This is a genomic window from Rhodococcus sp. NPDC019050 (genome assembly GCF_055664235.1).
In genome coordinates this window covers 134,381-154,120 of the sequence record NZ_JBVOON010000005.1, presented here as the reverse complement: position 1 = coordinate 154,120, position 19,740 = coordinate 134,381, and the positions used below count along the sequence as shown (strand labels likewise).

Genomic DNA, 19,740 nt, shown 5'->3' with positions numbered 1-19,740 from the left:
GTAACGTGTTGATGTGCGCTTAGGGGTACTCGACGTCGGAAGCAACACCGTTCACCTACTGGTGGTGGACGCCCATCGTGGCGGCCATCCCACACCCATGAGTTCGACCAAGGCGACATTGCAGCTGTCGGAGAACATCGACGACAACGGCGACATCACCGTGAAGGGCGCAGACCGGCTGGTGGAGACGGTCGCAGAGTTCGCCAGCATCGCCCGGACATCGGGATGTGGCGAGCTCATGGCGTTCGCGACCTCTGCGGTCCGCGACGCCGGAAACTCCGACGACGTGCTCGACCGGGTACGCGGCGAGGCTGGGGTCTCTCTCGATGTGCTGTCGGGCGAGGACGAGGCGCGACTGACGTTCCTCGCGGTCCGCCGTTGGTACGGGTGGAGCGCCGGGCGCATCCTGAACCTCGACATCGGAGGCGGTTCGCTCGAGCTGTCGTTCGGTGGGGACGAGGATCCCGATGTCGCCTACTCGCTCCAGATGGGCGCCGGCCGACTCACCCGCGACTGGTTCCGTGAGGATCCGCCCGGGAAGCGCCGGATCGCGGCGCTCCGCGACTGGCTCGACGCCGAACTCGTCGATCCCACCAAGCACCTGCGCCACGCCGGTGAACCGGATCTGTGCGTCGGGACGTCGAAGACGTTCCGGACTCTCGCACGGCTCACGGGTGCCGCACCGTCGTCGGCGGGCATGCGGGTGAAGCGCACTCTGACCGCGAGCGGCCTCCGGCAGCTCATCGCATTCATCTCCCGGATGACCACCGCCGACCGTGCCGAACTCGAGGGTGTGAGCTCGGATCGGTCGCAGCAGCTCGTCGCCGGGGCGCTGGTCGCCGAGGCCAGCATGCGGGCGCTCGGCGTGGAAACACTGCAGATCTGCCCGTGGGCATTGCGCGAAGGCCTGATTCTGCGGAAGCTCGATACCGACATGGGGGGCGAACTGGTGGTGACTGCCGGATGACCGAGAACCACAGAAGCGACACGGGGCAGGTCTCCGTCGCGGAATTGCTGGCCCGTAACGGCCAGAAGGTGAATTCGCGCAGCGGCGGACGCCGGCGGCGCGGAACGAGCGGCGGAATCTCCGTCGCGGAACTGACCGGCGAAATCCCGATCACCCGCAACTCCGATCCCGCGCCCACGCCAGCGCGATCGGTCGACGAGGCACCGCCTCAGGTCCCGAAGGTCGAGCCCGTCGCGCCGTCGGTTCCGCAGGTGGAATTCGTCGTTCCCGAAACCCCGCGCGTCGAGCCGGTCGTGCCGGTGACTCCCCGCGTCGAGGTGCCGGAACTCGTCACCCCGGCTCCGCCGTCGGCGACGGAGCTGACCACCGTCACCGTGCGGCCCGATTTCGGCACCCCCGCGACTCCGGCGAGCGGCTCCGGTGCCAAACCCACGATCGCGTCCCGCTCGACGTCCTCTCCGCGCAGGAATTCGGCGAGTTCGCTCAGCGCGACGCCTGCCTCGCGAGGTGCTGTCGCGTCGGCGGCTCCCGTCCGTGAGGCCCCGGTCCGCGAGGCTAAAGTTCGTGAGGCCAAAGTCCGTGAGGCCCCGAAGGTCGAATCACCCACGGAGGTGATCCGGCCCGCCGCCCTTCCGCGTCGTGCCCGCGCCCACGTCGGGCTTCCTGCCTCGGAGCCGCAGAGCGCGCCGGTACCCGTGTCGCGCGACAGGGACGTCGCCGAGCCTCGGTTGCTCTCGGGCCCCGCGAGCGACCTGCAAGGTACCGGCACCGAGGACGAGAACGAAGCGACCGACGCCCACGGCTTCTCCGGACCGGTCGAGGCACCCGGGAAGGGCGCGCCGGCGTCGTCCGGTGAGGACGCCGACGGCACCGCACGGGGTGGGAAACGTCGGCGCAAGAGTCGCGACGACGCGAGCGACGCGGTCTCGCCTCGTAGAGCTTCGCCCGTGAAGGTGGGCGCGCCGGACGATTCCCAGCGCGAGCACGACACCCGTGACGGCGAGACGCACGACGGTGCGGACGCCGCGGACGGTGGCAGCAGCCTCAAGCAGTGGGCTCTGCTCATCGCCGAGAGTGTCGGGGCGGTGGCCGCCGGTGCGCTGCTGTTCAAGGGTTTCGAGAAGTTGTGGGACATGATGCCCTGGGTGGCATTCGGTCTCGCGCTGCTGGTGATCGTCGGTCTTGTTGCGCTGGTGCGGATCCTGCGCCGTACCGACGACATCGCCAGCCAGCTCATTGCCTTGGCAGTGGGCGCGTTCGTCGCGTTCGGTCCGCTTCTGTTCCTGATGCCCAACGGGTGACCGGATGGCGACGGCGAACGGTATTCCGGTAGGACTGTCGAGCGCGTCCGTCTATCCGGAGAACACGGAATCGGCGTTCCGGTTCGCAGCGGACCTCGGCTACGACGGTGTCGAACTGATGGTGTGGGCGGATCCGGTCAGCCAGGATCTCGGTGCGGTGCAGCGTCTGACGCACAAGTACGGCGTGCCCGTCCTGGCGATACACGCACCGTGCCTGCTCATCTCCCAGCGCGTGTGGGGCGCCGACCCCGCCGCCAAACTGGAGCGGTCGGTGCGGGCTGCAGAAATCATGGGGGCGGCGACGGTGGTGATCCATCCACCGTTCCGCTGGCAGCGCCGCTACGCGGACGGCTTCGCCGACCAGGTCGCGGAACTCGAGGACACCAGCCACGTGGCCGTCGCCGTGGAGAACATGTACCCGATGCGGGCCGACGTCCTGTTGGGCGGTCGCGAGCGTGGGGTCGAGCGGCTTCGTAGCCGCGGGCCGGGCCGGGCTGTCTCCACCTTCCGGCCCTCCCTCGATCCCACCGACACCGGATTTCCGCACTACACACTCGATCTGTCGCACACCGCGACCGCCGGGATGGACCCGCTGGCGCTCGCCGATCGGATGGGCGACGGACTCACCCACCTGCACCTCGCGGACGGTCGCGGATCGCCGGTGGACGAGCATCTCGTTCCGGGTGACGGCACCCAGCCGTGCGCGGACATGTGCCGCAGGCTCGCGGAGAGCGATTTCTCCGGACAGGTCGTGCTCGAGGTGAGCACCCAGAGCGCCCGCACCAGGGCGGAACGTTCCGCGATGCTCGCGCGGTCGCTCGCATTCGCGCGCCGTCACCTGGACCGGTCCGCGCGTCGTGCGACTCCGTCGGACCCGGAGCGCTCGGCGCCGGGCGGGATCACGCGGGTTCCCTCGCCACCGGACAGCGTCGACGCCGACGACCGGCACGACGACCAGCACTGACGACGCCCGGCCCGGCTCCTGAGCGGCGGCGGAACTGCGCGGCGCCCCTGATGGTGTCGCCACACCGTATTGGATAGCTGTAGTATCCGTTTTCTGGAACGGAGGAGCTCATCGTGCGCATTTCGGAACTCGCGTCGCGCACCCGCGTGCCTCTGCCAACTGTGAAGTACTACCTGCGAGAAGGGCTGCTGATGCCCGGCCGGGCAACCAGTGCCACGCAGGCGCAGTACGACGACCGGCACGTCCGCAGGCTCGGCCTCGTCCGTGCCCTCGCATCCCAAGGACTTCCCCTCGACCGGATCAAAGCAGTCGTCGCACTCGTGGACCATCCGGGCGACGACCTGTTCGAAGTCCTCGGACGAGCGATCGCCGCATTGCCGCCCTATGTCGAAGAGCAGCCCGGCAGCGAAGACGCGACCGGGACCGGCGACCCCGAATACCCCCGCGCACGACGGCTGCTCGACCGGCTCGGACAGCTCTACGACCCCCGGTTCGCCGCCGTCGCGCAACTCGAGCACGCCCTCGCCGCCCTCGACGCCGCCGGCCTCACGATGTCCGAGCGCCGCATCGACGCGTACGGGCAGCACATCCGCGAGATCGCACGGTTCGAGGTCGACGTGCTGCCCACCACCTCGCCGCACACGACCGTCGAGGCCGCGGTGCTCGGCACCGCCCTCTACGAACCGGTCCTCACGGCGATGCGCCGTCTCGCACACCAGCACCTCGCGGCGGGCATGTTCGTGCCGCCGCGCGAACCCCACCGAAATCCCACCGGCAAGTCGAACACCCAGGAGAACCCGTGAGCACGGCCCATTCCCACCCCTTCCGCGACCTCGTCGCCGTCACCTCGACCGGCGAGAACACCTGGCAGGCTCATATCGATCCTCTGTGGACGATCGGCCCGAAGGTGCACGGCGGCTGCATGGTCGCGGTGTGTGCCGCGGCTGCCCGCCGCGCGATCCTCGACGCCGGGGCGGACGCCGCGATGCAACCCCTCGCCGTCAGCGCGTCGTTCGTCTCGGCGCCCGATCCGGGCGAGGTGGAGCTGACCACCACTCTGCGTAAGAAGGGCAGACAGGTCGGAGTCGTCGACGTCGAACTCTCCCAGGGCGGACGTGTCGCGGTGCGCGCGAGCGTGACCCTGGGGACCCCGGACGCCGGCGAGCCGCTCCACACCGTGCCGCACCGCACCGTGTCGATGCCGGTGGAGCCCGTGGCGGATGCGGTGGCGGTCACGCCCGACCATCCGATGGGCAAGATCGTGAACTTCGCCGGGGCCGCGAGCCTGCACATCGACGGGTCCACGGCCCACTTCCTGTCCGGTAGGGAAGGAGAACCGGCGGTGTCGATGTGGACGCGCCCCCACGCCGGCGACGAGACCGACGTCGACACCGCTGTGTTGTTCGCGCTCATGGCAGGCGACATCTCCGCACCCGTCACCATGAACCGCGGCCTGTTCGGCTGGGCGCCCACCGTGCAGCTCACCGTGTACCTGCGGCGCGTGCCCGCCCCGGGGTGGCTGCGGGTGACGGCGGAGAGCAGCGTGCTGGGCAACACCTGGTTCGAGGAGGACCACACCGTCGTCGACTCGACGGGCGCGGTTGTCGCGCAGTCGCGGCAGCTGGCGATGATGCCGCGCTGAGACGGCAACCGCCGGTGGCCGTCGACACCCGACCTGCGATACCGGCCGGGCGACGGGTCGTGGCAGGCTGTCACCCATGACGAGAATTGCTGTGATCGGTGGCGGAAAGATCGGCGAGGCCCTGATCTCGGGACTGCTGCACAACGGCTACGCGACGAAGGATCTCGTCGTGGCCGAGAAGTACCCCGAGCGCGCGGCGGAACTGGCTGCGGAGTACTCCATTCGCGTCACGGACAACACGGCCGACGCTGTGGAGGGCGCGGACGTCGTGGTGGTGGCCGTGAAGCCGAACGATGTGGACGCGGTCGTCACGGCGCTTGCGTCGGCCGACCTCGACAGTGAGAACGAGCAGATCCTCGTTTCCCTCGCGGCCGGGGTCACCACCGCGCGGTACGAGAAGAAACTTCCGGCCGGTTTCCCCGTCGTCCGCGTGATGCCGAATACGCCGATGCTCGTCGGCCAGGGTGCGAGCGTGCTGGCCGCCGGCCGGCACGCACGGCCGCAGCATCTCGACACCGTTCGCGAGATCCTCGCGTCGGTGGGAACGGTGTCGGTCGTGCCGGAAGCGCAGATCGACGCGGTCACCGCCGTCTCGGGATCGGGACCGGCGTACTTCTTCCTGGTTGCCGAGGCCATGATCGACGCCGGTGTGGCAGTCGGGCTCACGCGCGCGGTCGCCACCGAACTCGTCGTCCAGACGATGACGGGTTCGGCGGCAATGCTCGCGCAGTCGGGGGAAAACGCCCCGGACCTGCGGGCGGCCGTCACGTCGCCGGGTGGGACCACCGCCGCAGCAGTCCGTGAACTCGAGCGCGGCGGCGTCCGAACCGCGTTCTACGAAGCGATCGAGGCGGCGCGCGCCCGCTCGGCACAGATCGGCAGCATCGCGGAACCGAGCCCGGGCACCGCGTAGAAACCCTTCAATATGGGGTGTACCTGATTCGCCGTCCTGGAAAATACCGGCCGTCATCGTCGCACAGGAACCATTCGTCACGCTAAGCTCGAATCAGCACGTGCGTGTCTGTTCCGCCGGAGGGGAAGCCGGCGGCGCGGACGTGCCGGAGGTGTGTAATGGTGACAGGAAACACGCCGTCGAAGGGGCAACCCCAAGACGGACAATCGGTTCTCGCCGGTACCCAATTCCTGACCGTCGCCGAAGTGGCGGCGTTGATGCGGGTTTCGAAGATGACCGTATACAGGTTGGTTCACAGCGGTGAACTGCCGGCTGTGCGCGTCGGACGCTCGTTCCGCGTGCATGCGAAGGCTGTTCACGACTACCTGGAGACATCGTATTTCGACGTCGGGTGACCGGACGTCGAAGGCAGTCGAGTCACGGAGCGGACCTCGGTTTCACCAAGGCGTACCCGCCCCGGTACGATTGCTTTTCGTCGTACCGGCGGCCGGTGTCGTGAGGCGCTGAACTCAACGAGGGCCAGCGTCGACTACATCAGGCGTACGTCACCGGCGTGCGTGAACGCTACAAGAAACGTGAGGGATGCCCACATGGGTTCTGTGATCAAGAAGCGCCGCAAGCGCATGTCCAAGAAGAAGCACCGCAAGTTGCTCCGTCGCACTCGCGTGCAGCGTCGCAAACTCGGCAAGTAGATCTGAGCTTGCCGATGCCCGCCTCCTTCCCGGTGGCGGGCATCGCTCGTTTCTGCGTCCATCCGGTCGGCCGCGGCTCCCGGGATCACCCAGCGTGTAATGCGCACTTGCCGAACGAGCCGTATTGTGACCGCATACCGTGAGGACCGCGACAGCGTGAGAGCTCGCTGGTGTCACAGGCAGGGGTGGATGTGAGTTCGCAGGGGCGGGAAACAGAGCAGTCACGCGTGGTGCTGGTAACCGGCGCCAGCCGCTTTCTCGGTGGCTACCTCGTGACGCGACTCGCCCAGAACCCGGACATCGAACGGGTCATCGCCGTCGATACGCAATCGCCGACCAAGAACATGCACCGCCGGATGGGCCGCGCGGAATTCGTTCTCGCCGACATCCGGAACCCGCTTCTCGGCAAGGTCATCCGCAACATGGACGTCGACACGGTCGTGCATGCGTCGGCCGTCGCCAAAGCACCCAAGTCCGGTAGTCGCACGGCGATGAAGGACATGAACATTCTCGGCGCCATGCAACTGTTCGCGGTCTGCCAGAAAGCGCCCTCGGTGCGCAAGGTCGTTCTGCGCTCGTCGTCGGTCGTGTACGGGTCGAGCGCGAAGGACCCGGCGAAATTCACCGAAGAGATGAGCGCCCGGCGCCGCCCCACCGGCCCCTTCGCCCGGGACATGATCGAAATCGAAGGTTACCTGCGAGGGCTGGCGCGCCGCCGCAGCGACATCGCGACGACGATTCTCCGGCTCGCCCCGACGGTCGGCAACCGGTTACCGGGTTCGGTGTCGAGCTACCTCACATCACCGCTCGTCCCGACCGTGCTCGGACGCGACGCGCGGCTGCAACTCCTGCACGAGGAAGATGCGCTCGGCGCACTCGAACGCGCCGTCGTCGGCGGTCCGGCCGGGACGTTCAACATCGCCGGCGACGGAATCGTCATGATGTCGCAGGCCGTCCGCCGGGCCGGGGGCGTGACGGTGCCGATGCCGTACGGACTGTTCCGCACCGCCGGGCACGCCCTCATGGGTTCGGTGATGAAGTCGTTCACCAAGGAAGAACTCGACTATTTCCACTTCGGTTGCGGGCTCGACACCACGCGCATGCGCACCGAGCTGGGATTCGAACCGCGCTGGACGACGCGGGACGCACTCGACGACTTCGCGCGCGGTATCGACCTCACCCGGGTGATGAGAACCGAGTGGGTGGACAAAGCCGAATCGATGGTGCTCTCCGCTCTGGGCGAGCGAACGGAGGTTCGATGACACAGGTAGCCAAGGTGATCCCGCTGCACGCGGGTACACGTCGTCCGGCGGGTGGGCGCGCGCCGGAACCGACCGCTCCACGTCCGGCCGAACGATCCGCGACGCCACAGACCGGGACGAAACACCCCCTCGACAGCGGGGGAGTGCTCGACGGACTCCGCGATGCGCTGATCTCCCAGGTGATCGGGACCGCCGAATTCGTGCGCCGGCGCATGGTCGGCGACTACGAGGTCGACGATTTCGGTTTCGACCCCCATTTCGCCGACAACGTCGTCCAGCCGGTCCTGCGTCCGCTGTTCGAGAAGTGGTTCCGCGTGGAGGTGCGGGGCGCCGAGAACATCCCCGCCGACGGACGCGCACTCATCGTCGCCAACCACGCGGGCACGTTGCCCCTCGATGCGCTCATGACGTCGGTCGCGGTCCGGGACCGCGCGGGCCGGCCGCTGCGGATGCTCGCCGCCGACCTGGCGTTCGACCTGCCCGTGGTCGGAACCGTCGCGCGCAAGGCCGGTCATACCCTCGCGTGCCATCCCGACGCCGAACGCCTGCTGCGCGAGGACCAGGTGGTCGCCGTCTTCCCCGAGGGTTACAAGGGTCTCGGCAAGCCGTTCAAGGAGCGCTACAAGCTGCAGCGATTCGGCCGCGGCGGGTTCGTGTCGGCGGCGCTCAAGACCCACGCTCCGATCGTGCCGTGCTCGATCGTGGGCTCGGAGGAGATCTACCCCAACATCGCCGACCTGTCGTCGCTCGCGCGACTGCTCGGGCTGCCGTACTTCCCGGTCACGCCGCTGTTCCCCGCGTTCGGTCCGCTCGGGCTCGTGCCGCTGCCGTCCAAGTGGTACATCGAATTCGGCACACCGATCACCACCGACGTCTACGACGAGGTCGCCGCCGACGATCCGATGGTGTTGTTCGAGGTCACCGACCATGTGCGGGAGACCATCCAGCAGACGCTCTACAAACTGTTGACGCGTCGCCGCAACGTCTTCCTCGGTTAGCGCCGGTCAGCTGCGGTCGCGACGGCGACCGACCACCACGGCCACCGCGCCGCCCGCCGCCCCGAGGCCCAGCGCGGTGGGCACCCCCACCTTCGCGGCTTTGCGTCCGGTGCGGAAATCCCGGATCTCCCAGCCCCGCGTCCGCGCGACCTGCCGGAGATCGGGGTCCGGGTTGATCGCCACGGCGGTCCCGACGACCGACAGCATCGGCAGGTCGTTGTGACTGTCGGAGTAGGCGGTGCACCGTTTCAGGTTGAGACCTTCGGTGATCGCCAGGGCGCGCACGGCGTGTGCTTTGCCGAGTCCGTGCAGGATGTCGCCGACCAGCCGCCCGGTGAACCTGCCGTTCTCCGCTTCCGCGACGGTGCCGAGCGCACCCGTCAGGCCGAGGCGCTTCGCGATGACATCGGCCAGCTGGACGGGTGTCGCGGTGACCAGCCACACCTGCTGACCGGCGTCGAGGTGCATCTGCGCGAGCGCGCGCGTGCCGGCCCAGATCTTGTCGGCGATGATCTCGTCGTAGATCTCCTCGCCGAGTTGCCGCAACTCCTCGGTGGAACGCCCCTGGACGAAGGACAGCGCCTTGTCGCGGCCGATGGCCACGTCGTGCGCGTTCTCCTTACCGGTGACACGGAACTTGACCTGCTGCCACGCGAACTCGAAGAGGTCCGACTTGCTGAAGTAGTCGCGGGCGACCAGCCCGCGGGCGAAGTGGATGATCGACGCGCCCTGCACCATGGTGTTGTCGACGTCGAAGAACGCGGCCGCGGTGAGATCCCGGGGGACCGGAGCGGCGTCGAGATCGGGCTCGGGTTCGGTGCGGGACTCCTGCATCGCGAGGGCGGCATCGGCGCTCGCCGCGCCCGCGAGATTGGCGCGGACCTCTTCCTCGCTCGGCCCGAACTTCCGCGACAGCAGTCGTCGGCCGGGCCTGATGATCCGCGCCCATGTCTCGCCCATGCCCCAACCGTAGGGAAACGAACCTGCTGGCACTCGCACCTCCGGTGTCGCGACGACAGGGTCCTCACACCCGTCCATGATCACGGGCGACCCGCGCCCAGCGTAGCCCGAACGTCACTCGCACCCCGGTAGGGAACAAGACACAGGCAACAACACGGTGACGAGGGTGTGACGTTCATCTCGACAGCCGATGGCGCACAGTGGACGCATGACCGATGATCGTTCTCGCGCCGCGGACGCGTCCGCACTCCACCACGACGTCACGCTTCTGGTCCGTGCCGGGTGCGCCGCCTGCGGACCGGCGCGACAACAGCTCGAACAGCTCTGTGAAGAGTTCGGCCTGCAGGTCACCTGCATCGATGTGGACGAAGCGGCCGCAAGGGATCCCGAACTTCGTGCCGAATTCGGCGACCGCCTGCCCGTGGTTCTGCTGGACGGGCGCGAGCACAGTTATTGGGAGGTCGACGAGGAGCGACTGCGCGCCGATCTCGCCCGCTGAGTGGACCGTCGCCGGGTGTCACGCAGGTGAGAAGCACATTCGGGGGCCTTCGAGCAACTTTGTGCATGGCTTCACAAGCGGTTACCGTGGGGTGAACGAAATCCCCGGATCACCGTGAGGCCAGACGTGTGTCCACAGGCCGGACGAGGAGCCACGACGTGACGCAGTTGCACCCACCGCAGGGCGATGACGCCCGCGGTACCGCCGACTCCGGCGGGGGTGCCGCTCCCGTTGTCCCGGTGAGGGATATCCCCCAGGCTACTGTGACGCGTCTCGCGACCTATCTGCGGGTCCTCGGAGCACTCGCGGAGGCCGGCACTCTCATCGTGTCGAGCGAGGAACTCGCGTCCGCGGCCGGAGTCGGTTCGGCCAAGCTGCGCAAGGACCTGTCGTTCCTCGGACCGAACGGTGTGCGCGGTGTCGGATACGACGTCGTGCGCCTCCAGTCCCGCATCGAAAACGCTCTCGGCCTCGACCGCGGCCATCGTGTCGTGCTGGTCGGGGTCGGCAACCTGGGCCGCGCGCTCGCCCGGTACCCCGGCTTCGACCGCCGCGGATTCACCATGGCGGGTCTGTTCGACGCCGATCCCACGATCGTCGGAACCCGGGTCGGCGACCTCGTCGTCCGGCATGTCGACGTGCTCGAAGAGGACGCCCGCGCACTCGGTGCCACCATCGGTGTCGTCGCCACCCCCGAAGAGGTCGCCCAGCACGTGTGCGATCTGCTCGTGAGTTCCGGTGTCCGGAGCGTGCTGAGCTTCGCCCCGATCGAACTGGTAGTGCCGGCCCACGTCGAGGTGCGTCGTGTCGACCTCGCTGTGGAGATGCAGGTGCTCTCCTTCAACAGCACCCGCCACGACGAACTGGTCCGGACCGCCGACGGCACCCGGGCCTCCGGGCTGACGCGAGTGTCCACACAGAGGTCCGCCCGGCGAACCCAAACAGGTAAGGCGGGCCCCCTCGGTCCGGCTGTAACCAGAAACGGATCGGTGATCGCCCCGTGAGTGTTCTCCTCGTCGGGATTTCGCACCGGAGTGCTCCGGTCTCGATTCTCGAGAAGGTGGCCGTCGCAGAAACCGACCGCCCCAAGCTCACCGACAAGATGATGTCGTCGGGCCGCATCTCGGAGGCCATGATCGTCTCGACCTGCAATCGGGTCGAGGTGTACACGGTGGTCGACGCGTTCCACGGCGCCCTGTCGACGGTGGGCGAACTGCTCGCCGAGCATTCGGGACTCGACCTGAGCGAACTCCAGAAGCACGCCTACGTCCGGTACAGCGAAGCCGCAGCCGAGCACCTGTTCTCGGTGGCGAGCGGACTCGACTCGATGGTGGTCGGCGAACAGCAGATCCTCGGTCAGATCCGCACCGCCTACGCGTCCGCCGACGCCCAGCAGGCCGCGGGCCGGACGCTGCACGAACTCGCCCAGCAGGCGCTGCGTGTCGGCAAGCGGGTGCACACCGAGACCGGAATCGACTCCGCCGGTGCCTCGGTGGTGTCGGTGGCCCTCGACAAGGCGTCGGCCTTCCTCGGCGGCGGCCTGCAGGGCCGCACCGCGGCGGTCATCGGTGCCGGCGCGATGGGCGGCCTCGCCGTCGCCCATCTCACCCGGTCCGGCATCGGCCGGATCGTGCTCACCAACCGCACCCGGGAGCGCGCCGAGCGTCTGGCCGAAACTGCCCGCGCCAACGGCGTCGAAGCCGACGTCGTCCCCTTCGACGACCTCGCGTCGGCGCTGTCCCAGGTCGATGTGGCGGTGACCTGCACCGGTGCGGTCGGCACGGTGGTCACCCTCGCCGACGCCCACCGCGCACTCGCACAACCGGGCCGGGGCGAACGTCCCCTCGCCATCTGCGATCTCGGTCTCCCGCGCGACGTGGAACCGGCCGTCGCCGGACTCCCCGGCGTCACGGTGTTCGACATGGAGTCGCTGCAGCGCGATCCGGCCGCCGGTGCCGCCTCGTCGGACGCCGAGGCCGCGCGCGCCATCGTCGCGTCGGAACTGTCGCAGTACCTCACCGCGCAGCGCCTCGCCGAGGTCACGCCGACGGTCACGGCACTGCGTCAGCGCGCCGCCGAAGTCGTCGAAGGCGAACTGTTGCGCCTGGAGTCACGCCTGCCGGATCTCGACAACGGACAACGCGACGAGGTCGCCCGAACCGTTCGGCGAGTGGTGGACAAACTGCTGCACGCCCCGACCGTGCGGGTCAAGCAACTCGCGTCGACTCCCGGCGGCGACCAGTACGCGGAAGCTCTGCGTGAGCTGTTCGAACTGCGTCCCGGAGCCGTCGATGCGGTCGCCACCCCGACCAAGGAACTCGGCCCCCTGACCGACCCGACCACCGCGACGGACCTGTCCGCCGCACTCGATCCTGCTATCACCACGGAGCTGCAGGCTCCACGAAAGGACGGCAAGGCATGAGCACCGAAGCCGCATCGGCAACCCGGATCGACGCACCCGGGCAGCGCCGCACCTTGCGGATCGGCACCCGCGGCAGCGTGCTCGCCACCACCCAGGCCGGAACGGTGCGCGACGCGCTCATTGCCGCCGGCCATCCCGCCGAACTGGTCGTCATCACGACGAAGGGCGATGTCACGCCCGGACCGGTCCAGCGCATCGGGGTCGGTGTGTTCACTGCCGAACTGCGCGACGCCCTGCTCAACGATGAAGTCGACATCGCGGTCCACTCGTACAAGGACTTGCCGACCTTCCAGGACCCCCGGCTCGTCGTCGCGGCAGTGCCGCCCCGTGAGGATCCGCGCGACGCGCTCGTCGCGCGCGACGGCCTGGTGCTCGGTGAGCTGCCGCCGGGATCGAGGGTCGGCACCTCCGCACCGCGCCGCCGCGCACAGCTCGCGGCGCTCGGACTGGGTCTGCACCTCGAGCCGCTGCGCGGCAACATCGACACCCGCATCGGCAAGGTCGATTCCGGTGAACTCGACGCCATCGTGATCGCACGTGCCGGTCTGTCGCGGATCGGCCGGCTCGACCGGGTCACCGAGGCACTCGAACCCGTACAGATGCTGCCCGCGCCGTCGCAGGGCGCCCTCGCGGTCGAATGCCGCGCCGACGATCCCGCGACCATCGCGCTCGTCGCGGCCCTCGACGACACGGCGAGTCACGCCGCCGTGGTCGCGGAACGCTCCCTGCTCGCCGAACTGGAAGCCGGTTGCACCGCTCCCGTCGGAGCCCTCGCCGAACTCGTCTCGTCGATCGACGACGACGGCCGCGTCTTCGAGGAGTTGTCGGTGCGAGGCTGTGCCGCCGCACTCGACGGCTCCGACGTGTTGCGGGCGAGCGCGGTCGGCGCACCCGAGCGTGCCGAGGAACTCGGTCGCGCGGTGGCACGCGAACTCCTCGAACTCGGTGCCCGAGGGCTGATGGACGCCGACGGCATAGTTCCCGAACAGGTCACGGCGGATGATTGACGTGGCCGTGTTGTTCCCCCATTTTTCCCTTACCGCAGATTTGACCGCACTGGAGAATGACCGATGAGCCGAGTCCGTAAGAACACTCCCGGACGGATCCTGTTCGTGGGATCGGGACCGGGCGATCCGGCACTGCTCACCGTGCGCGCGCGCGACGTGCTCACGGGTGCCACCATCGCCTTCACCGATCCCGACGTCGACAAGGGCGTCGTCGCGCTCGTCGGGACCGATCACGGCACCGACCCGGAGACCGGGGAACCGGTCGCCGAGGTCCGGCCCGCACTGGGCGAGCCGGCCGAGGTCGCGAAGACGCTCGTCGCGGAGGCCAAGGCAGGACACGACGTCGTGCGCCTGGTCGCCGGCGATCCGCTCACCACCGATTCGGTGATCGCCGAGGTCAACGCTGTCGCCCGCACCCAGGTGGTCTTCGAGATCCTGCCGGGTCTGCCCGCCGGGTCGGCGGTGCCGAGCTACGCGGGCATGGCCCTCGGGTCGTGCCACACCGAGGTCGACGTGCGTGGCGAGGTCGACTGGGCCGCGCTGGCCGCGGCCCCCGGCCCGCTCGTCCTGCACGCCACGTCCGGTCACCTGGCCGAGACCGCGAGCGCACTCGTCGAGCACGGACTCGCCCCGCAGACGCCCGCCGCGATCACCGTGCGCGGCACCACGCGTCAGCAGCGCACCGTCGAGGCGACACTCGCGACGCTCAACGACGCCGGTTCCGAACTCGTCGGATCGCTCGTCGTGACCGTCGGCAAGGTGGTCTCGCAGCGCAACAAGATGTCGTGGTGGGAGTCGCGTGCGCTGTACGGCTGGACCGTGCTGGTGCCGCGTACCAAGGAACAGGCCGGGGAGATGAGCGATCGCCTCGTCACGCACGGCGCCATTCCGATGGAGGTGCCGACGATCGCCGTCGAGCCGCCGCGCAGCCCCGCGCAGATGGAGCGCGCCGTCAAGGGCCTGGTCGACGGCCGTTACCAGTGGGTGGTGTTCACCTCGACCAACGCCGTGCGCGCGGTGTGGGAGAAGTTCGAGGCCTTCGGTCTCGACGCGCGGGCGTTCTCCGGCGTGAAGATCGCGTGCGTCGGTCAGGCGACCGCCGACAAGGTGCGTTCCTTCGGCATCAACCCCGAACTGGTTCCGAGCGGTGAGCAGTCCAGCGAGGGTCTGCTGGCCGAGTTCGCCCCGTACGACGACGTGTTCGATCCCGTGAACCGAGTGCTGTTGCCGCGGGCCGACATCGCGACCGAGACACTCGCCGAGGGTCTCCGCGAACGCGGCTGGGAGATCGACGACGTGACGGCCTACCGGACCGTGCGGGCGGCGCCGCCGCCGGCTGCGACCCGCGAGATGATCAAGACCGGCGGGTTCGACGCGGTGTGCTTCACCTCGTCGTCGACGGTCCGCAATCTCGTGGGTATCGCCGGAAAGCCCCATGCGCGCACCATCGTTGCGTGCATCGGCCCGAAGACGGCCGAAACTGCGATCGAGTTCGGACTGCGCGTCGACGTGCAGCCCGAGACGGCGCAGGTGGGTCCGCTGGTGGAGGCTCTGGCAGAGCACGCCGCCCGGTTGCGCGCCGAGGGTGCGCTGCCTCCTCCGCGGAAGAAGTCCCGAGCCCGCCGCTGACCGGTGTGCGGCGTGGTGTCTGTCCTGGAAGGTGATGTCGTCCGATGATTCCCGAGATCCGTCCGCGCCGGTTGCGCAGTACGCCGGCGATGCGTCGGCTGGTGGCCGAAACCTCCCTGGAGCCGAGGCATCTCGTGCTGCCGATGTTCGTCGCCGACGGCATATCGGAGCCACGTGAGATCACGTCGATGCCGGGTGTGTACCAGCACACGGCAGAGTCGCTGGTCTCCGCAGCGTCCGCCGCGGTCGAGGCGGGCGTCGGCGGTCTGATGCTCTTCGGGGTGCCGCGCCCCGAGGACAAGGACGCTCGCGGGTCGTGCGCGACCGACGAGAACGGTGTCCTCAACCGTGCCCTCCGGTCGCTGCGCAGCGAACTCGGCGATTCGACGGTGCTGATGGCCGACACGTGCCTCGACGAGTTCACCGACCACGGTCACTGCGGAGTGCTCACCGACTCGGGCGTCGTGGACAACGACGCGACGCTCGAGCGGTACGCGGAAATGGCGGTCGTGCAGGCGGAGTCCGGCGCCCACCTGCTCGGCCCGAGCGGCATGATGGACGGCCAGGTGGCTGCGATCCGTGAGGCGCTCGACGACGCCGGGTACAAGGACGTGGGCCAGCTCGCCTACGCCGCGAAGTATGCGTCCGCGTTCTACGGCCCGTTCCGGGAAGCGGTCGGCTCGTCTCTCGAAGGAGACCGCCGGACCTATCAGCAGGACCCGGCGAACCGGCGCGAGTCGCTGTACGAGGTCGACCTCGATCTGGCCGAAGGCGCCGACATGGTCATGGTCAAACCTGCGATGTCGTACCTCGACGTGCTTCGGGAAGTCGCCGACCGGTCGCCGGTGCCCGTCGCCGCGTACCAGATCTCGGGGGAGTACTCGATGATCTCCGCGGCGGCCGCGAACGGATGGATCGATCGCGATGCCGCGATCCTCGAATCGTTGGTCGGCATCCGCCGGGCGGGTGCGGACATCGTGCTCACCTACTGGGCCGCCGAGGTCGCGGGCCGGTTGTCGTGAGCTTTCCTGTGCCCCCGCCGATGTCGGCGGGGCCGGCGCAGCGGCCTGTGCCCGCGGACGTCACTACGGCCTACCAACTGTGGTGCGGGGTACTCAGCCTCGCTGTCGTGACTCTCGTCGCGAGCCTGGTCGACATGGTGGTCAGGCGTACCGATCTGGTCGATCTCATGGTCGAGATGGCGCAGGATCCGGCCTTCGAAGGCGTCACCACCGAGCAACTGGAATCGGCGGTTCCGGTGCTCGTCGGACTCACCGCCGCGCTCGGCCTGGCACTCATCGGCATCCTGTATCTGGTGGTCAGGCAGTTGCGGCGCGCCAAGAACTGGGCGCGGATGCTGTTGACCCTGCTCGGTGTGTTCATGTCGCTCTCGACGCTCCCGACCGTGTTCGGCGTGGGAGTGGGCGGCGGAACCGTGGGCTGGATGCTCGGTTTCGTCGGCATCGTGCAAGCCGTACTCACCGTCGGTGCCATCGTGCTGATGCATCGCAAGGAGTCGAACGAGTTCTTCCTCCGGCTGCCCGGGAATTGAGCAAATCAACAGGTGCGGATCGGGGTCCGGGGATAGTACGGTAAGCGCTGACATCGACGGCCGGACAGGCTGTTTCCCGTCGACCCCGAGGACGTCATGCAGGTGGAACCGCGCCCCTATGGGCGTCGACGCGAACTGGTCCTGATCGCTCTGATCGGTGTGCTCGGCTTGGTGACCACATTGCTGATCGTCATACCCGGAGCGCTCGCCGCTTGACCGGCCCTTCTGCCGCGGGCGACACCGTGGCGCCGCTGTTTCACGAACCCGGTGGCCGCTGGAGGACATTGGCCTACGGTCCGATCCTGTGTGCGGTGGGACTGGTCGCGGAGATCGCCACCGGACCGGTCGTGCACTGGGTCGCGCTGCCGGTCATCGCTGTCGTGCTGACGGGATTCGTCTATCCGATGGTGGTCGCCGCCAAGCGGCACGTCAGCGTCGAACTCAGTCCGACGATCCTGCGGCAGGGCACCGAGGAACTTCCGGTCGGCGAAATCGAAGCCGTGCTGCCGCCGTCGGCGGATCCGTGGAAGCCGGATCGGTGGGAGTCGGCGCGCACGCTCGGCGAACTCTCCGGAGTGCCCCGGGGCCGCACGGCCGTCGGTCTGCGGTTGCGCGGAGGCGGGCTGGTGCGTGCGTGGGCGAAGGACGACGACGCGTTGCGGGCGCGACTGGAGGATCTCGTTCCTTCCCGGGGTACCCCCTAGGGGTATATTTGTGTGTCTCCCCTCCTGAAAGGAACACACATGCAGACCACCTACCACGTCGAAGGCATGACCTGCGGGCACTGCGTTGCCGCAGTCGAAGAAGAGGTCGGAGCGCTCGACGGCGTGACCGCCGCGAAGGCCGATCTCGAGACCGGACGGCTCGTGGTCGACAGCGGCGACGAACCGGATCGGGACGCCGTCGCCGCCGCTGTCGACGAAGCGGGTTACACGCTCGCGCCCTGAAGCGGAACCACCGCACCCTCGCGGTCGAGCATCGCCGAACCGAGCAGGTGATCCGGCACGCCCAGACCCTCGGCCAGCGTCAGCGCATGCGGCCGCAGGGTGCGGCATCGCTCGTTGATACCGCGCGTCACCGCCTTCGCACGCTCGACCGACAACTGCCGGTGCTCCATGAACCAGGCCTTGTCCGCGTCGATGACGGACAGCGCGTAGAGGTCGCACAACTCCGAGAGCAGACCGCACGCGGTCTCGTCGGTGCAGTCACCGATCGCTGCGACGAACGCTTCGAGCACCACGCGGTCGATGTGCGCCTGGGCGGCGCGCAGTACGTGGTCCTGCACGAAGTTGAACGCGTCGAACGCGTTCTCCTCGCGGTTCATGGCGGCCTGGAGGCGTCGCGCCGCGGTCGAGATCAGGTACTGCTCACGGTCCTCGAACATCGTCATCTGTGTACCCCGGTTGAAGAGGCTGCCGTCCTCCTCGTTGTCCTGCCGGGTATCGACGAAGGTCTGGATGATCTGCTGCGCGGCGGTGCGCTTCTTGACCACGTCGGAGATCGTCGTCGCTGCGAAGCGCATCCAGTCCACGGGGCTCATGCCCTGCACCTCGTCGGCGTACGACGTGAGTAGTTCCTTCGCCACGAGCTGGGCGAGGACGTGGTTGTCACCCTCGAACGTGGTGAACACGTCGACGTCGGCGCGCAGTGCGGTCAGCCGGTTCTCCGCCATGTAGCCGGCTCCGCCGCACGCTTCGCGGCACTCCTGGATCGCCTGCGACGCGTGCCACGTGTTGGCGACCTTCAGGCCCGCGGCGCGCCCCTCGAGTTCGCGCTGCTCCTGCGGATCGAGATCCTCCAGCGACATCGACTGGAGACGGTTCATCGTGCCGAGCAACTCGTTCTGGGCGAACCCCAGCGCGTAGGCGCGGGCGATGAGCGGAAGCAGACGGCGCTGATGGACCAGATAGTCCATGATCGGCACCTCCGCGTCGCGGCCGGGCGCGTCGAACTGCCGGCGCTTCTCCGCGTACTTCGTCGCGATGGTCAGCGCGACCCGAGCCGCTGCCCCGGCGGATCCGCCCACCGTGATGCGGCCGCGCACGAGCGTGCCGACCATGGTGAAGAACCGGCGGCTCGGATTGTCGATCGTGGAGACGTAGGTCCCGTCCGGCTCGACGTCGGAGTACTTGTTGAGCAGGTTCTCGCGAGGAATCCGCACCGAGTCGAACATGATGCGGCCGTTGTCGACGCCGGGCAGGCCGCCCTTGTGCCCGCAGTCCGAGGTGGTCACCCCGGGCAGGTCGTTGCCGTTCTCGTCGCGGATCGGAACCACGAAGCAGTGCACACCGTGGGACTCACCCTCCGTGATGAGTTGCGCGAACACCGCCGCCACCCTGGCGTGCTGCGCGGCACCGCCGATGTAATCCTTCCGCGACGACGGAGTCGGCGAATGGATGACGAACTCCTGGGTCGCGGGGTCGTACGTCGCGGTGGTCTCCAGAGCCTGGACGTCGCTGCCGTGCCCGGTCTCGGTCATCGCGAAACAGCCGAGCAGATCGAGGTCGATCAGCGGCCGGATGTACTCCTTGTGATGCCGTTCGGTGCCGAGGTTCTCGATCGCGCCGCCGAACAGTCCCCACTGCACCCCCGCTTTGACCATGAGCGACAGATCCGACATGGCGAGCATTTCGATCGACGCGACCGCGCCGCCCGGGTCGCCGGTGCCGCCCGACTCCACGGAGAAACCGGACGCCGCGTAACCGCGCTCCGCCAGAATCTTCATCTGCTCGAGCGTGATGGCGCGGGCCTTCTCGAGGTCCGGGGTGTAGTGCGGCGCGAAGGCGTCGTGGGCGAGATCGGTGCGGGCGCGGTCACGGGCGTCGTGCCATGCGCCGTCGAGCGCGGTGCGGAGGTGTTCAGCTGTGGTCGGCATGGCCTCGACCCTAGGACGCTCCGACCCCGAAAGGGGAGCCTTTACCAACGGTCAGGG

The 19,740-nt window shown here is 68.5% G+C and carries 21 protein-coding genes; 19 read left to right on the top strand and 2 right to left on the bottom strand.

What is annotated here, in order from left to right; genetic code table 11:
- The first annotated feature begins 13 nt into the window (after positions 1-13).
- From AC0B44_RS08440 to AC0B44_RS08395, 10 genes are all read left to right on the top strand, one after another.
- Positions 14-967: a Ppx/GppA family phosphatase gene (locus tag AC0B44_RS08440; protein ID WP_471902441.1), complete on the top strand. Its 954-nt coding sequence runs from the start codon at positions 14-16 to the stop codon at positions 965-967.
- Entirely contained in the window at positions 964-2,268 is a 1,305-nt protein-coding gene (locus tag AC0B44_RS08435; protein ID WP_471902440.1) for a hypothetical protein, read from the top strand. Before AC0B44_RS08440 ends, AC0B44_RS08435 begins: the two co-directional genes overlap by 4 nt.
- Before the next feature lie 4 nt (positions 2,269-2,272).
- Positions 2,273-3,232: a sugar phosphate isomerase/epimerase family protein gene (locus tag AC0B44_RS08430; RefSeq protein ID WP_471902439.1), complete on the top strand. Its 960-nt coding sequence runs from the start codon at positions 2,273-2,275 to the stop codon at positions 3,230-3,232.
- Positions 3,233-3,345: 113 nt separating this feature from the next.
- Positions 3,346-4,035: a MerR family transcriptional regulator gene (locus AC0B44_RS08425; RefSeq protein ID WP_471902438.1), complete on the top strand. Its 690-nt coding sequence runs from the start codon at positions 3,346-3,348 to the stop codon at positions 4,033-4,035.
- Entirely contained in the window at positions 4,032-4,874 is an 843-nt protein-coding gene (locus AC0B44_RS08420; protein ID WP_471902437.1) for a thioesterase family protein, read from the top strand. Before AC0B44_RS08425 ends, AC0B44_RS08420 begins: the two co-directional genes overlap by 4 nt.
- 76 nt (positions 4,875-4,950) lie before the next feature.
- A complete protein-coding gene (proC, locus tag AC0B44_RS08415; protein ID WP_471902436.1) occupies positions 4,951-5,787 on the top strand; it encodes a pyrroline-5-carboxylate reductase in 837 nt (278 codons plus the stop codon).
- A 158-nt stretch (positions 5,788-5,945) separates the two neighbouring features.
- Positions 5,946-6,182: a helix-turn-helix domain-containing protein gene (locus AC0B44_RS08410; RefSeq protein WP_072704281.1), complete on the top strand. Its 237-nt coding sequence runs from the start codon at positions 5,946-5,948 to the stop codon at positions 6,180-6,182.
- Between the two features lie 195 nt (positions 6,183-6,377).
- Positions 6,378-6,479: a 30S ribosomal protein bS22 gene (locus AC0B44_RS08405; protein WP_003402602.1), complete on the top strand. Its 102-nt coding sequence runs from the start codon at positions 6,378-6,380 to the stop codon at positions 6,477-6,479.
- A 230-nt stretch (positions 6,480-6,709) separates the two neighbouring features.
- On the top strand, positions 6,710-7,741 hold the full coding sequence (locus AC0B44_RS08400) for an NAD-dependent epimerase/dehydratase family protein (protein ID WP_471902530.1): 1,032 nt from the start codon (positions 6,710-6,712) through the stop codon (positions 7,739-7,741).
- Positions 7,738-8,739 (top strand): lysophospholipid acyltransferase family protein, encoded by a 1,002-nt coding sequence (locus AC0B44_RS08395; protein WP_471902435.1) that lies wholly within the window; start codon positions 7,738-7,740, stop codon positions 8,737-8,739. The genes AC0B44_RS08400 and AC0B44_RS08395 overlap by 4 nt, the downstream gene beginning before the upstream one ends.
- Positions 8,740-8,745: 6 nt before the next feature.
- Here the strand turns inward: AC0B44_RS08395 and AC0B44_RS08390 are convergent, their stop codons facing one another.
- Entirely contained in the window at positions 8,746-9,699 is a 954-nt protein-coding gene (locus AC0B44_RS08390) for an HAD family hydrolase (RefSeq protein WP_471902434.1), read from the bottom strand.
- A gap of 208 nt (positions 9,700-9,907) precedes the next feature.
- Here AC0B44_RS08390 and AC0B44_RS08385 point away from each other — a divergent pair, with 208 nt between their 5' ends.
- The 9 genes from AC0B44_RS08385 to AC0B44_RS08345 all read left to right on the top strand — a co-directional run bounded on the left by AC0B44_RS08385 (position 9,908) and on the right by AC0B44_RS08345 (position 17,755).
- Positions 9,908-10,198, top strand: coding sequence for a glutaredoxin family protein (locus AC0B44_RS08385; RefSeq protein WP_471902433.1), 291 nt, complete (start codon positions 9,908-9,910; stop codon positions 10,196-10,198).
- A gap of 158 nt (positions 10,199-10,356) precedes the next feature.
- The gene (locus tag AC0B44_RS08380) at positions 10,357-11,202 is read left to right on the top strand and encodes a redox-sensing transcriptional repressor Rex (protein WP_471902432.1); all 846 of its coding nucleotides are present in this window, start codon (positions 10,357-10,359) and stop codon (positions 11,200-11,202) included.
- On the top strand, positions 11,199-12,620 hold the full coding sequence (locus AC0B44_RS08375; RefSeq protein WP_471902431.1) for a glutamyl-tRNA reductase: 1,422 nt from the start codon (positions 11,199-11,201) through the stop codon (positions 12,618-12,620). Before AC0B44_RS08380 ends, AC0B44_RS08375 begins: the two co-directional genes overlap by 4 nt.
- Positions 12,617-13,627, top strand: coding sequence for a hydroxymethylbilane synthase (gene hemC, locus AC0B44_RS08370; RefSeq protein ID WP_471902430.1), 1,011 nt, complete (start codon positions 12,617-12,619; stop codon positions 13,625-13,627). The genes AC0B44_RS08375 and hemC overlap by 4 nt, the downstream gene beginning before the upstream one ends.
- A gap of 63 nt (positions 13,628-13,690) precedes the next feature.
- On the top strand, positions 13,691-15,256 hold the full coding sequence (locus AC0B44_RS08365) for a bifunctional uroporphyrinogen-III C-methyltransferase/uroporphyrinogen-III synthase (RefSeq protein ID WP_471902429.1): 1,566 nt from the start codon (positions 13,691-13,693) through the stop codon (positions 15,254-15,256).
- Positions 15,257-15,300: 44 nt separating this feature from the next.
- Positions 15,301-16,278, top strand: coding sequence for a porphobilinogen synthase (hemB, locus tag AC0B44_RS08360; RefSeq protein WP_471902428.1), 978 nt, complete (start codon positions 15,301-15,303; stop codon positions 16,276-16,278).
- Between the two features lie 107 nt (positions 16,279-16,385).
- Entirely contained in the window at positions 16,386-16,808 is a 423-nt protein-coding gene (locus AC0B44_RS08355; protein ID WP_471902427.1) for a hypothetical protein, read from the top strand.
- A 212-nt stretch (positions 16,809-17,020) separates the two neighbouring features.
- Positions 17,021-17,512, top strand: coding sequence for a hypothetical protein (locus tag AC0B44_RS08350; protein ID WP_471902426.1), 492 nt, complete (start codon positions 17,021-17,023; stop codon positions 17,510-17,512).
- 39 nt (positions 17,513-17,551) lie between these two features.
- Positions 17,552-17,755: a heavy-metal-associated domain-containing protein gene (locus AC0B44_RS08345; RefSeq protein ID WP_471902425.1), complete on the top strand. Its 204-nt coding sequence runs from the start codon at positions 17,552-17,554 to the stop codon at positions 17,753-17,755.
- Here AC0B44_RS08345 and AC0B44_RS08340 read toward each other — a convergent pair.
- Positions 17,737-19,683, bottom strand: a complete 1,947-nt coding sequence (locus tag AC0B44_RS08340; protein ID WP_471902424.1) for an acyl-CoA dehydrogenase family protein — start codon at positions 19,681-19,683, stop codon at positions 17,737-17,739. The genes AC0B44_RS08345 and AC0B44_RS08340 overlap by 19 nt on opposite strands.
- Between the last annotated feature and the right edge of the window lie 57 nt (positions 19,684-19,740).